The sequence below is a fragment of the Clostridium fessum genome (assembly GCF_027698965.1).
In the GTDB taxonomy this organism is placed as follows: Bacteria; Bacillota; Clostridia; order Lachnospirales; family Lachnospiraceae; genus Otoolea; species Otoolea fessa.
The window spans coordinates 267,454-281,677 of the sequence record NZ_JAQEQF010000001.1; the positions used below are offsets into that span (position 1 = coordinate 267,454).

Annotated in this window: 14 protein-coding genes; all 14 read right to left on the minus strand. The window is 49.4% G+C overall.

Annotated elements, in window-relative coordinates:
- Complete coding sequence (locus PG862_RS01270) at positions 1–783, minus strand: ABC transporter ATP-binding protein (protein ID WP_270706230.1); 783 nt, start codon at positions 781–783, stop codon at positions 1–3.
- The gene (locus PG862_RS01275; RefSeq protein ID WP_107000777.1) at positions 771–1,625 is read right to left on the minus strand and encodes an ABC transporter ATP-binding protein; all 855 of its coding nucleotides are present in this window, start codon (positions 1,623–1,625) and stop codon (positions 771–773) included. Before PG862_RS01275 ends, PG862_RS01270 begins: the two co-directional genes overlap by 13 nt.
- Positions 1,622–2,446 carry a nickel/cobalt ABC transporter permease gene (opp1C, locus tag PG862_RS01280; protein ID WP_107000778.1) on the minus strand — a complete coding sequence of 275 codons (825 nt, stop codon included), beginning with the start codon at positions 2,444–2,446 and terminating at the stop codon, positions 1,622–1,624. The genes PG862_RS01275 and opp1C overlap by 4 nt, the downstream gene beginning before the upstream one ends.
- Positions 2,446–3,387: a nickel/cobalt ABC transporter permease gene (gene opp1B / locus PG862_RS01285; RefSeq protein ID WP_117796486.1), complete on the minus strand. Its 942-nt coding sequence runs from the start codon at positions 3,385–3,387 to the stop codon at positions 2,446–2,448. Before opp1B ends, opp1C begins: the two co-directional genes overlap by 1 nt.
- An 11-nt stretch (positions 3,388–3,398) precedes the next feature.
- Entirely contained in the window at positions 3,399–5,024 is a 1,626-nt protein-coding gene (gene nikA / locus PG862_RS01290) for a nickel ABC transporter substrate-binding protein (RefSeq protein ID WP_118481853.1), read from the minus strand.
- Positions 5,025–5,194: 170 nt separating this feature from the next.
- Positions 5,195–6,097 carry a LysR family transcriptional regulator gene (locus tag PG862_RS01295; RefSeq protein ID WP_107000780.1) on the minus strand — a complete coding sequence of 301 codons (903 nt, stop codon included), beginning with the start codon at positions 6,095–6,097 and terminating at the stop codon, positions 5,195–5,197.
- A gap of 150 nt (positions 6,098–6,247) precedes the next feature.
- Positions 6,248–7,048 carry an energy-coupling factor transporter transmembrane component T family protein gene (locus PG862_RS01300; RefSeq protein WP_117796488.1) on the minus strand — a complete coding sequence of 267 codons (801 nt, stop codon included), beginning with the start codon at positions 7,046–7,048 and terminating at the stop codon, positions 6,248–6,250.
- Positions 7,045–7,908 (minus strand): energy-coupling factor transporter ATPase, encoded by an 864-nt coding sequence (locus tag PG862_RS01305; RefSeq protein ID WP_107000782.1) that lies wholly within the window; start codon positions 7,906–7,908, stop codon positions 7,045–7,047. The genes PG862_RS01300 and PG862_RS01305 overlap by 4 nt, the downstream gene beginning before the upstream one ends.
- Positions 7,909–7,910: 2 nt before the next feature.
- Complete coding sequence (locus PG862_RS01310) at positions 7,911–8,771, minus strand: energy-coupling factor transporter ATPase (protein WP_107001012.1); 861 nt, start codon at positions 8,769–8,771, stop codon at positions 7,911–7,913.
- A gap of 148 nt (positions 8,772–8,919) precedes the next feature.
- On the minus strand, positions 8,920–9,915 hold the full coding sequence (locus PG862_RS01315) for a peptidylprolyl isomerase (protein ID WP_118471530.1): 996 nt from the start codon (positions 9,913–9,915) through the stop codon (positions 8,920–8,922).
- Positions 9,916–10,308: 393 nt separating this feature from the next.
- Entirely contained in the window at positions 10,309–10,965 is a 657-nt protein-coding gene (locus PG862_RS01320) for a Maf family protein (RefSeq protein WP_118695759.1), read from the minus strand.
- Positions 10,966–11,064: 99 nt separating this feature from the next.
- The gene (locus PG862_RS01325) at positions 11,065–11,526 is read right to left on the minus strand and encodes a divergent PAP2 family protein (RefSeq protein ID WP_022358457.1); all 462 of its coding nucleotides are present in this window, start codon (positions 11,524–11,526) and stop codon (positions 11,065–11,067) included.
- 78 nt (positions 11,527–11,604) lie between these two features.
- Positions 11,605–13,050: a glycogen synthase GlgA gene (gene glgA / locus PG862_RS01330; RefSeq protein ID WP_022358456.1), complete on the minus strand. Its 1,446-nt coding sequence runs from the start codon at positions 13,048–13,050 to the stop codon at positions 11,605–11,607.
- A 259-nt stretch (positions 13,051–13,309) separates the two neighbouring features.
- Positions 13,310–13,978: a hydrolase gene (locus tag PG862_RS01335; RefSeq protein ID WP_117796493.1), complete on the minus strand. Its 669-nt coding sequence runs from the start codon at positions 13,976–13,978 to the stop codon at positions 13,310–13,312.
- Positions 13,979–14,224 lie beyond the last annotated feature (246 nt).

Genomic DNA, 14,224 nt, shown 5'->3' on the forward strand with positions numbered 1-14,224 from the left:
CTAAACGATCGCCTGCAGCAGCCTGCGCGCATATTCATCCGTTGTCTTTCCCAGCTCCCGGACCGGACGGCATTCTGTGATATGTCCGCGGTATAAAAACAGCACCTCATCGCACAGATAGGTAACCGACGTCAAATCATGCGTAATAAATACATACGTCAGATTCAGTTTCTCCTTTAAATCTATAAGCAGATCCATAACCTGCACCTGCGTATGTGCATCCAAAGATGAAATCGCCTCATCGAACAGAATTATCTCCGGTTCGCAGGCTACCGCCCGGGCAATGCAGACTCGCTGGAGCTGACCGCCGGACAATTCATGGGGATATCGATCCAGAAAATCTGAACTTAGTCCCACCATCTCCATCAGCTCTCCGGCACCTTTTTTTATTTTCTCTCTTGAAAGCTTCCGGATTCCCTTTTTACGTGCTGCTGCCCGCTGTCCCTCCGCCAGAATATCCCGTATACGGAAACGCGGGTTCGCCAAGGTTGTATAATCCTGAAAAACAATACTGATTTTCTTCTGCAGATTCTTTCTCCCCTGACGGTTTCGATAAATCTCCTCCCCATCCAGAAGCACCTGCCCGGAATCCGGTTTTAAAAGTCCGCAAAGGACACGTCCAACCGTCGATTTTCCGCTTCCGGTTTCTCCTAAGATCCCCAGGCAGCTTCCCTTTTCCACCTGCAAAGATACGTCAAACAGCACCTGGTCCCTGGAGGTTCCAAACAATTTATCCTGACGCTCACTCCGGAAGCTGACACATATATCTTTTAATTCAAGCATAATTCCTCCTGATTATCCAGGCAAAGCCGGTAGCGCTCCATGACCGAGCGCCGTGTCTCTGCAAGCATCCGTGTATACGGATCCTTTGCATGCCTTAAGATATGTTCAAAATCGCCCTGTTCGACCAGTTTTCCTCCATTCATCACGACGATCTCGTCCGCAATCTTCGAAACCGCCCCCAAATCATGGGAGATAAATATCATCGCCGTATGACTTTCTTCCTTGATCCGCTGAAATTCCTTCAAAATTTCAGCCTGGGTGATGGCATCGATTGCCGTTGTCGGTTCATCTGCCACCAGAAGTGCCGGCTTCATCGCCAGTGCCAGCCCAATCATGATTCTCTGAAGCATTCCTCCGGAAAGCTGGTGTGGATACTGCCCCAGCACTTCCTCCGGATTATGAATTCTCATTTTTTCCAATACTTCCAGGGAAATCTCCCGGATCTTTGCCCGATCCCAATCTGTATGGGCTGCAAAGGTCTCGGCCATCTGGCTTCCAATCCGGTAAAGCGGATCAAAGCAGGTCATCGGATTCTGGAGAACCATGCCTATCTTCTGCCCACGCAGCCGCCGCAGTTCATCCCGTCCTGCCCGGCATAGATCCTTTCCCTCAAACCATGCCTGTCCTTCTATCCGGAACTGGCGGTCCAGAAGTCCCAGAATTGCTTTTACCGTCATGCTTTTTCCGCTTCCGGATTCTCCCAGAATACCCAGGCACTGCCCCGGCTCTACCTCAAAGCTTACATTCTCGACCAATTTTTTCTGTTTATTTCTGATTTTCAGTTCTACATTCAGTCCATCCACCCGCAGAATCGGCTGCACCCGCTCATGATTCAGGCTCATTTCTGCACCTCCTTCGGATCCAGTACATCCCGCAGGGCATCTCCCATCAGATTAAATGCCGCTACAAGAATTACCACCGCAATTCCCGGTACCAGCATCTGTACCGGATTGCTGGTGAGGACATTCTTCGCCTCGCTCAGCATCGCTCCCCATTCCGGTGTCGGCGCCTGTACACCCAGTCCCAGAAATGAGAGGGTTGAAATATTGATAATCGCCCATCCGACATCCAGAGAGGATAAAACTGCCAGATCTGCCGCAATTGACGGTACAAGATGGCGAAATAATATAAAAGATTCTGGTGTTCCTATACATCGTGAAAAGCGCACAAAGTTCCGGTCACGATACTGCATAACACCTGTCCGGATCATCCGCGCATACCAGGCCCATTTAATAAACACATTGGCCAGAATTACATTCTGCACGCTGATTCCCAACAGGGCTACCACTGCAAACACCATGATCTGGCTCGGAAATGAAAGCATTACATCGACTGTGCGCATGATCACCTCTTCCACGATCCCGCGGAAATAACCTGCCAAAAGTCCCATCAACGCTCCCAGGCCAATCGTTCCAAGCATGGTCAGGACTGCCAGCCCCAGCGTCGGACGGATTCCATAAATCATTCTCGACAAAATACACCGTCCCAGATTATCGGTACCAAGTGGATACTGCTGGCTGAATCCGGCAAATTTATTTAAAATATCCGTTGCATACGGATCATTCGGTGCGATAAACGGTGCAAAGATCCCTATGAGCGCCACGATAAGCACCAGACCAATCGTTCCAACGGCCGCCCGGTTTCGAATCAATCGTCCTACCATCAATGACTCTCCTTTCTAAGACGCGGATCTGAAATTGTCTGAAGAATATCAAATAATAAATTAAATCCGACAAATAGTACTCCGATCAATAGCACATACGTCTGGATCACCGGATAATCCCGGTTAAAAATCGAGCTGATACAGAGTGTCCCAAGCCCCGGCCAGGCAAATACATTCTCAACGACGATCGTTCCGGAAATCAGCTGCGGTATGCTCATTCCGATCGCTACAATACAAGTATGCATCGAATTTTTCAAAATGTGTTTAAGAAGAATCTGCCGGTTTGGAATGCCTCTCACATTGGCATAGAGAACATAATCCTGTTTCATGTTTTCCAACATATTATTGCGGATCAGGCGGATATACGTCGATATATAACTCAATGATACCGTAAACGATGGCAGAATCAGGTGTTTAAAGCTCCCGCTTCCGCTCGTTGGAAGCAGATCCAGCTTGATCGAAACCAGCCAGATCAGAAGAAGCCCTACCCAGTATGCAGGCATCGCCGTTGTCATAAAAACAATCGCCCGCATGATGCGGTCAAACACACCATCCTTATAAACGGCACAGAGCACTCCAATCGGAATGCTCAGTACCAGAACCATCACAAACGATACACCCGCAAGCTGCAGAGTCGCCGGAAGACAGCGCATCAGTTCGCCCGCAACTGTACGGCTCGGATTGACGTAACTGATTCCAAAATCTCCCCTCAGACAGTCAGCCAGCCAGGAAATATATCGTATCAGATATGGTTTGTCCAATCCAAGTTCCGCCCTTACCTGTGCCACCGCTTCTTCTGTAATAATCGGTACCTGGCGGATGCGCAGTGCCACCTCCGCCGGATCGGATGGTATCAGGTTAATAAACACAAAACACACAAACGAAATGATAATAAGAAGCGGAATTGCCGACAGGATTCGTTTTATGATATATTGTTTCATTTATTTTTCCTTTATTTCTTCTCTCCAAAATAGAAATCAGCGAACGGAACCTCATACTGAGTCTGCGTAAAATGGAAGCCCTGCAGATCCGAACGGTAGATTGCCTTATTGCACTCATAAGTAAGCGGAATATAGACCGCATCCTCATGCAGACGGGTCAGCACAAATGTATACAGCTCCTGACGGCGCTCTTCATCCGTGGAAACCAGGATCTCTGTAATCGCATCATCGATATCTGCCTTATCTTCCAGTCCCTGCTGTGCCGCAAAATCTCCATAAACCGGAGCGCGCATCGCCGCCAGGGAGGACTGCGGGTCATACGGAGTTCCCCAGCAGATATTAAATACCATGTCAAAGTTTCCAGCCTTCATACTATCACGGTAAGACTGTTCTTCCTCTCCATGAATGTTCAGGGAGACACCCAGCTTCTGGTATTCGCTCTGGAGGTACTCCGCAATCGCTTTTTCCGTCACACTATCGCTGTTATAAAGCAGCTCCAGTTCCATTTTCTGGCCGTCTTTTTCACGTACGCCGTCTCCAGCCAACGTCCAGCCTGCTTCCTCCAGCATCTTCGTTGCTTCTTCCACATCATACTCATATGGGGTCAGATTGATATCGCAGTAAGGAACGGTAGATGCAAACAGTGTATCCGCCGGCTGTTCCAGACCATAAAAAATACCTTCTGAAATCGCTGCTTTGTTTGTCGCATGCTGAAGTGCCTTACGCACTTCCTTCTCATCCAGAATATCACGGGTTGTATTCAGTACAATCTGCCGGGTCGAGGTCGGATCCGATAACGCAACCGTAAAATTGTCATTTCCCGTATACTGGTTAATTGCATCCGCATCAATCATATTTTTACCGAAAATCAGATCAATTTCCCCTTTTTCCAGTGCCATGATACGCGTCTGATTATCCGGTATTACTTTTACCGTAATCTTTTTGATGGACGGCTGCTCCCCCCAATAGTTTTCGTTTGCTTCAAATACTGCATACTCATCTGTCACAAAATCGGTCAGGACATATGGACCTGTTCCAATGTATTCGTTTACGCCATCCTTTGTGCTTCCGTCCTTCATCGCCTTCGGAGAAATCATTGCAAACGGACGGGTAACTCCCAACTCTGTCAGCAGAGGATAGTACGGCTCCGACAGTTCGATCACAAAGGTTTTATCATCCGGAGCCGAAACCCCAACCAGAAGATTCATCATTTCCAGCCAAGTGTGACGATCTTTGTTTTCAATGATTGCATCAAAGTTTGCCTTGATCGCGTTGGCGTCACACACCTCTCCGTCCGAAAATTTCACTCCATCACGGATGTGGAACGTGTAGGTCTTTCCATCTTCACTGATATCCCAGCTCTCTGCCAGGCAGCCCTCATACCCATTTTCTGTAATATTGACTAAGGTCTCGTAGAGCATTTCCTGTGCATACATTTCACCTGCATACAGATGTGGATTCAGATCACGGATATCCCGGTAATTAACAAATACCAGTTCATCCTTCGTGCTCTCTGCCGATGCACTCTGCTCTGATTTTGTCCCTTCTGTACTGTTTGAAGCGTTTCCGCCACATCCAGCCAAGACAGCCACGGAAAGAACACCAGCTGCCGCTATGAGTCTTTTACTTTTTTTCATATATGTCCTCCTGTTATGCCTGACGCAGGTTTGAAAGCCTGCATCTCTTTTATCTACTTTGTTAAAACAATTCGTTTTTACCGGCAGATAAAAGGATAACATAGTTACGCGCAACTAACCACTATCGTTTTACAGGGGGATTGCTATAACGATTTGTTATATCTAAACAATTAAAGCATTTTTTTGAAATGTTCTAAAAACCACGCTGCCTCCGCACTCAGCTTTTCTTCATTCTGGTAAATATATCCGATTACCAGAAATGGTTCACTATTCCGGATCTTCAGATTACGGATTGGATATTGTTTATAATCCTCATATAAAAAATCAATTCCCAGGCTGCAGATATCGCTCTGCATCAGGAGATTCATTGTCATATGATCGCTATTGGTATGTACAACCGTATTCAGCATATCCGTGCTGATCGCTCCCAGGCTCACATGGTTTAAATGATGCTCCATTGAGAAAAAATCCCGGATTCCGCTGACGAATTTTAACTGCGGAAGCTCGGTAAAATCGATACTCTCATCCTCATAACGCGGATGATTTGGTCCCACATAAACACAGGCAGGTTTGACATCCAGTTCCTGAAAAGACAATTTTTTGTGGGACAAAATATGCCGGAATGCCGGAACCTGTTTCTGTGCTACATACACAATCCCCAACTCCGAAATTCCCTGGGATACCTGATCACTAATCTCCTCCACACTGCCCTCCCGGTGGGAAATCTGGCACTCGCAGCCATATTTCTTATAAAAATCTGTCAGAAGCCTCGCAATCATGTTGCTCGGGTAGGTAGAAACGGTAAATTTCCGTTCCTGCGTATCTTCTGCCAGCGAGTTAATAAGACTCACATGATTTAAAATATTGTGTGCATACTCCCGGACCGTTTCTCCATATGGGGTAACCCTGAGCCCTCTGCTTGTCCGCTCAAATAACGCACGCCCCAGCTCCTGTTCCAGCATCCCGATCACCTTGCTGACATTCGGTTGGGATGTGTATAGGCATTCTGCTGCCTGATTAAAACTACCTTTTTCACAGGCAACCATAAAATATTCAAGCTGTTTTAATTCCATTGAAGTCCTCCTTCTGTTGTTCTCCATTCCACCTTATGTTAGCTGTAACTAACCAAAATACAAAAATCAAGAGGCACACAGCTTGCACAGCCTATGCACCTCTCTTTCGGTTCCAAAAGTGCCTACCCGCGGACAGTAACCCCTTTTTCGCTAAAAAACGATCCGCAGTACAATCACAATTCCCAGATAAGCCAGAAGAATCAAGTAGGTAATCCGGTCTCTCCTCTCATAATGCAGCGGCTTCATCTTCGTGCGCCCACTTCCGCCCCGGTAGCAGCGCGCCTCCATCGCCATCGCCAGATCCGTCGCGCGGCGGAACGCCGATACGAAAAGTGGTACCAGAATCGGGATCATGCTCTTTGCCCGCTGTACGAGATTGCCAGATTCAAAATCAGCGCCTCTCGCCATCTGTGCCTTCATGATCTTATCCGTCTCCTCAATCAGAATCGGGATAAAGCGCAGTGCGATGGACATCATCATCGAGATCTCATGCACCGGCACATGGAGACGGTTCAAGCATCCCAGACTCCGCTCCAAGCCGTCCGTAAGCTGGTTCGGGGTCGTCGTCAGCGTCATGACAGAGGAACCAATCACCAGATACATCAGGCGCAGACCCATGAAAACTGCCAGCCGCAAGCCCTCATGCGTCACTTTTAAGAATCCTATCTGAAAAATCACCCGTCCATTTGTCAGAAACAGATTAAAGCTGATACTGATAAGTAACAGGAACACGATCGCCTTGAGTCCTCGCACGATAAATTTAAATGGTACGCGTGAGGTGCGGACCGCCATCGCCAGAAATACGGTTGCCACTGCATAGCAGAGCAGGTTGTCCGCGAAAAATAATGAAATAATGTAGATCAGCGTTCCAAACAGCTTGGTACGCGGATCCAGCCGGTGAACCACTGATTCGACCGGATAATACTGTCCGATTGTGATATCCCGTATCATTGTTTCTCCCTCCGCTTGTTATACAGCGCCAGAATCGCCTCCCGCGCCTCTTCTACCGTCGTGATCGTGTCGTCGATCGGAATCCCGCGCTCCCGAAGTCCCTGCACCACATAAGTGATCTGCGGCGCGGCAAGACCGATCGCCTCTAACTCCTTGTAATGGCGGAATACCTCCTTCGGCGTATCGTCAAACATCTTCACGCCGTCGTTCATGACCATGATGCGGTCCACGTAGCGCGCCATGTCCTCCATGCTGTGGGAAACCACCAAAATCGTCAGCCCGTGCTCCCGGTTCAGGCGCTCGATCTGACCTAAAATCTCATCGCGCCCCTGCGGATCGAGTCCCGCCGTCGGCTCGTCGAGGATCATCATCTCCGGACGCATCGCCAGTACACCCGCGATCGCGACGCGGCGTTTCTGTCCGCCGGAAAGTTCAAACGGGGACTGCTTATAAAATTTTTCATCCATGCCGACCAGCTTTAAGGCATGGCGGGCACGTTTTTCCACCTCTTCCTGCGGAAGCCCCAGATTTTTCGGTCCGAAACAGACGTCTGTAAAAATATCTGCCTCAAAGAGCTGGTACTCCGGATACTGGAACACCAGCCCCACTTTACTCCGCAGATCCTTTAATTTATAACCCTGGCTGTAAATGCTGACACCCTGATACTTAATGTCGCCGCTGGTCGGCTTGATCAGACCGTTTAAATGCTGGATCAGGGTTGATTTTCCCGATCCAGTGTGACCAATCAGACCGACAAATTCGCCGTCCTGAATCTCAAAACTCACGTGCTTTAATGCCTGGCGCTCTAACGCCGTGCCCTCGCCGTAGGTGTAGCACAAATCTTCTACCTGTATTGCCATCTCTATTCCTCTTTCAAAAGCGGTACCAGTGCGTCCAGAAGCTCCGATTTACGAAGGATTCCATCTGGAAGCGGAATTCCCTTTTTCTTAAGCTCCCACGCAAGCTCCGTCACCTGCGGCACATCCATCCGGTATTGTTTTAGTTCCTCCACGCGGGAGAAAATCTCCTTCGGCGTGCCGTCCATCACGATATGACCGTCATCCATGACGATCACGCGGTCTGCATCGACCACCTCTTCCATATAATGGGTGATCAGCACCATCGTGATTCCTTCCACCCGGTTTAACTCATGGACGGTGCGGATAACCTCCTTGCGTCCGTTCGGATCGAGCATCGCCGTCGGCTCATCGAGCACGATACATTCTGGTTTCATCGCCATGACGCCCGCGATCGCCACACGCTGCTTCTGTCCGCCGGACAGATGGTTCGGGGACTGCTTGCGGTACATCGTCATCCCGACTGCCTTTAAGCTCTCATCCACTCGCTTCCAGATCTCCTCGGTCGGAACTCCGATATTTTCCGGACCGAATCCGACGTCCTCTTCCACTATATTTCCTATGATCTGGTTATCCGGGTTCTGAAAGACCATGCCCGCATTTTTGCGGATATCCCACAGATGCGCCTCGTCCCTCGTATCCATCTCCGATACAAAAAGCGTACCGTCAGTCGGGCTCAAAATGCCATTGATCTGCTTGGCAAATGTGGACTTGCCGGAACCATTGTGTCCCAGGATTGCCACAAAGCTGCCTTTCTCAATCTCCAGATTCACATGATCCAGGGCGCGCTTTACTTCCTCTACCTGCCCCTCTTCATCGCGTCTTATATAATCAAATACAAGATTGACCGCTTTTATGATATTCATGTATTTTTCCTCCACAGTATGTCCGCCTGACCGGACATTACCGTTCATTGTAGAAGAATTTTCCCCGGTAGTCAAGCGGTTGTTCCGAATTGTTATCCTTTTTTAAAAATAAGTTTACTTTTGTCTGCCCGCCCCAGGTACAGACTACCTATTTGATCGCATATTCTGCGTAAATCTCAAAGAAATCCGCGTCATTTTTCTCGAACTCCGAGGTCAGATCCAGACTGTCCCAGAGCCCGCTGCTGTAAGAAACGGAGATCGTATTGCTGAACCGGTCGTAGATCTCCTGAAAGGCGCGTTTTTTCCGCTCCTCGTAGATGCGCTCCTTGCGCGCCGCCGTCTCGTCCTCGTCGTAATCGTCCGTACATTTGAGCACATAGTACGCGTCGTCCGCATGGATCACCTGGCTGACTGTGCCCTCGGCAAGGGAAAATGCCTCTTTCTCATAGGCATCCGACTCATCGCCGCGCCCCAGCACCCGGTCACTCACCGTCAGCCCCGCCTCCTCGGCACAGGACTGGAAATCGGCATCTTCCTGCGATGCCGCCCGCTGGAAGGCGTCTGCCTCGCTCTCATCCGATGTCTTTATCTGACTAACATGGATCACCTTTGCCTCACTGTCGCTGACCTCCAGCGCCACATTGTCCGTGAGCTGTCCCGCCAGCTTCTCCGCCAGACCATAATCCTCATAGATATGCTGGACATCCGCCTCTGTCACGCCCATCGAGTCAATCGCCGACTGCGGCAGACGCCCAAAATACTCGGCTGCTGCCCGGTCCATCGCCGCCCGCTCCTCTGAAGTCAGGGAAATCCCCCGGTCGGCTGCCAGCAGGTTCATGATTTTCAGCTCATCCATAAACGAACGGATCTGTTTTTTTAGATACGTTTCAAAATCATCGCCCTTTTCTCCAACTGAAACGCCCCAGATCTGATCCGTACAGACCTCCTCATAGCGTTTTTTCTCCGTCATGGCGATCACCATCACTTCCGCGCGGGAATAACCCTTTTCATTCTTCTTTCCCACCACGATCGTGCTGCCGTCCGAGCCGCATCCAGTCAAAAGCCCCAGGCTGAGCGCCAGCCCCGCAAGCAGGGCACACGCCGCCCGGTGGATATGGTTTGTCTTCCTTTTCTGTTTCTGCATGGATACTCCTTTTCTCCTGCATATTTTAGCAATTCCTGTCACATATTCTCTCTGAGCGGCTGATTTATCTCAGTCGAGAAGACTCCCACCTCTTCAGGTGGTGAGTAATAGCAAATTTGTCTCAGTGGGAGTTGGGTCTCCGACTGAGATAAACGCTCCGCGAGGATGCGCAGTGATTCTGTAAAGAATATGTCAGCTTACGCTGACCAGAATCACGCGCCAAGTCTCACGGACGTTCGACTTGAATACTGTTCACACATATGACCAGCAGCGCTGCGTTCTGTCAATCCTTCCACTCTGGTTCACGATCTGCCACCACGTTTTCTTACGGCACTTTCGGTCCCAAAAGTGCCTACCCGTGAACAGTAACTTTCTTTCCATCCGCCATCCACCTCAGACCGTATGCTTGAGCAGATCCTCTATCTTCTCCGGGCAGATCCGCTTCAATTCCTGATAGAGTCTTCCGACCGGCAGCCCCATCACATTCGTGTAAGAACCGTCGATTCCGCGGATATGCGCGGCAAAGCTTCCCTGAATGCCGTATGCGCCCGCCTTGTCCATCGACTCGCCGCAGTCTACATACGCCTCGATCTCCGCATCGCTCATCGGATATACATCCACCCGCGTCTCAACCGCAAAGCAGCTCTCCCGATCCTCAGTCAGGATCGCCACGCCCGTGTATACACGGTGGCTGCGCCCCTGGATCCGTCCGATCATCTCAAGCGCCTCATCCCGATCCGCCGGTTTTCCTAAAATCTCGTCATCCACACTGACAACGGTATCGGAACCAATGATAATCCCGGAAAATGGGATTCCCGTCGTCCGCGCCTCCTCACGCACCTGCGCCATCACATCGCGCGCCTTCTGTCCCGCCAGTTCCATCACAACCTGCGCCGGTTCCGTACAGAGCGGCTTTTCCTCCAAAGTGCTCGGATGAATCTCCGGTTTCAGCCCAATCCGCTCCAAAAGCTCCCTGCGGCGCGGAGACGCACTCGCCAGAATTAACCGGCAGGCAGGTTTGGTATTTTCTATGTCTCTTCTCTGTTCCATTGTTCTGTTCTCATTTCCTCAGTTTCATTTAACGCTTAGATACACGTTATCCTTATATTTATACCATCTATCAGCCAAAATGAAAAGATCCGATGTTCGTTATATGAACATCGGATCAAGAATAAATGCAATCAAAATGCCTAAAATCGCGCCTGCTGCTACCTGTATCGGCGTATGCCCCACGTATTCCTTTAATTTTTCCTGTAATACCACGCCGTCCAGCTTGAGGAAATCATCGAAAAGAAGGCGGTTCAGAACTCTTGCCTGCTTTCCTGTCTCCTGCCGGACACCGATCGCGTCATACATAACAACCATCGCCAGAATAAAGCTGATGGAAAATTCAAAGCTTCCCACTCCGTACCGCAGCGCCGCCGCCGTTGCCAGCGAACATACAGTGGATGAGTGGGAACTCGGCATACCGCCGGAGCCAACCAGACGCTCCGGGTTGAACGAATGGTTCAGCCCGATGTCCAGAATCGTCTTGAGCACCTGGGCGACCACCCACCCGGTCACGCCGGTCATCAGCGTCTGGTTTGATGTCAATTCCTGAAAAAAAGTCATGTTTCTCTCCTGTACTATCTTAATTCCTCTGTTTTCTTCCACACATATGCCGCTGTCTCTAAATCACTCGGTCCGTCATTAATATCCTATCAGCCAGTCATACAATTCCTGATATTTTCCAGCCGATGTCTGCCAGGAAAAATCCGCCGCCATGCCGCGGTCTACAATCTTATTCCACTCGCGCTTCTTATTATAATAGATGTATTTTGCATAGCGGATGCAGTCGAGCATCTCATGTGCATTGTAGTTAGCAAAGGAAAATCCTGTTCCGGTTCCATCGTATTCATTGTATGGCCATACAGTATCCTTGAGACCACCCGTCTCACGAACGATCGGCACGGTTCCGTAGCGAAGCGCCATGAGCTGGCTCAGCCCACATGGTTCAAACAGCGACGGCATCAGGAATGCGTCACAGGCTGCATATACCTTATGCGACATATCTTCCGAATAATAAATATTAGCGGAAACACGATCATTGTACTTCCAGTCATAGTGGCGGAACATATTTTCATACCGTTCATCTCCGGTTCCCAGCACAACCAGCTGTACATCTTCCGTACAGATCTCATCCATCACACACTGTACCAGGTCAAGTCCCTTCTGGTCGGTCAGACGGGAGACGATACCGATCATGAACTTTTTCTCGTCCTGCGCCAGTCCCAGCTCCGCCTGCAGCGCCTTTTTATTCTTGGATTTCTCCTTGCGGAATGTCTTTGCGTTATAATTTTGTACGATCCGTTTATCTGTCTCCGGATTAAATTCATCGTAATCAATACCATTTAAGATACCGCGCAGACTGTTGCTTCTCGCACGCATCAGACCGTCCAGTCCCTCGCCGTAGAACGGAGTCTTAATCTCCTCCGCGTAGGTGTTGCTGACCGTCGTGATCGCATCCGCGTATACGATGCCGCCTTTTAACATATTGCCGTCTTTGTAAGCTTCCAGCTTATCCGGTGTAAAATAGTAGTCCGGCAGCTCAGAGAAATGCTGGATTGTCTTCACATCCCACACACCCTGGAATTTCAGGTTGTGGATCGTCATGACGGACTTGATATCCCGGAAGAACTCGCCGCCGTGGAATTTGTCCTTGAGATGCACCGGGATAAGTCCCGTCTGCCAGTCGTGGCAGTGGATGACATCCGGCTTGAAGCCGATCACCGGCAGGGATGAGAGAGCCGCCTTGCAGAAGAAGGAAAACTTCTCCAGATCGTAATACCAGTCCCCATACGGGCGGTCACCCCAGAAATAACTCTCATTATCAATAAAATAGAAGGTCACGCCCTCATATTCATATTCCAGGATGCCCACATACCGGTTCTGTCCCAGATAATCCATATAAAAATGGTTCACATACTTCATTTCATTGCGGAATGACTCTTTGATGCACAGATACTTCGGGATCATGACACGCACATCAAAATACTGCTTATCAAAACATTTTGGAAGGGATCCGACAACGTCTGCCAAACCTCCTGTTTTGATAAATGGAACCGCCTCCGATGCAATAAACAGAATATTCTTCATAGCTACTACCTCCCAACCGTGCCCGCTCGCGATCTGGCACCCTATTAAAATTATTATACAATAGAATCAGGGAATTAGAAAGTAGGCGACAGAGAAAAAAATCGGGAAATATATGACAAATAGTTCCGATTTGCAGACTGTATTTTCTGAATTGGATATTTTGCATAGTACCGGATGAATTATAAATTTTACCGCATAAAATAAAAGGCGGAGCCGAAAAGAAAATTATGTTTTCTCTTCGGCCCCGCCTTTTGTATAATCAGGGATTGATCTCCCTGTATTTCTTCATCGTCCGCGCAAACAGCTCGCCGTTGGACGGCGGCGTGTAGGTGATCGCATTGGCTCCTGCCTCGATCGTCTCCAAAATCGATTCGTTAGTCGGTCCTCCGGTCGCGATAATGGCAACGTCCGGATACTCCTTCCGGATCTCGGCTACCATCGATGCGGTGGCGGCAGCGCCTGATACATTTAAAATATCGGCTCCCGCCTCCAGTTTGCGGCGGACATCCGTGTGAACCGAAGCAATCGTCGCAATGACCGGAATGTCAACCACCCGCTTGATCTCCGTGATGACCTCATCCGCGATCGGCGCATTGACCACTACACCGTAGGCTCCCTGATGTTCTGCCTGAAGCGCCAGACGGACGGAACGCTTTCCTCCGGTCAGACCGCCGCCGACCCCGACAAACACCGGCACATCCGAGATGCTGATGATCGACTGTGAGATAGCTGCCTGCGGAGTAAACGGATAAACTGCGATGATCGCATCCGCGTTGATATTTTTGATGATTGCCACATCCGTTGAGAAGGCGATCGATTTGATACGCTTTCCAAAGATGCGGATTCCTGAACATTCACTGATACAATACGGACACATAATCGTGTGATCCCGCAGGGTTCCATTGTACGCCGGTACTTTTTTTTTCATAGGCAATTCTCCGTTCTTTTAGCTGCTTTCCTGACCTCTCTGTCCAGCTGTTTTATACAGGGGCAGTTTTTCAGTCCTGCATCTTTTATTTCCCCTTTATCTTATCATACACACATTTACCCATGCAATCAGTCACTTTCATAAATGTGTTACAATCGTGTTAAAAAGTTACTGTTCACGCATACGTGCCCAGTAACGGAATTTGCCGTGGCTTCGCATTTAAATACGGCAAATTCCTGCTGCCAC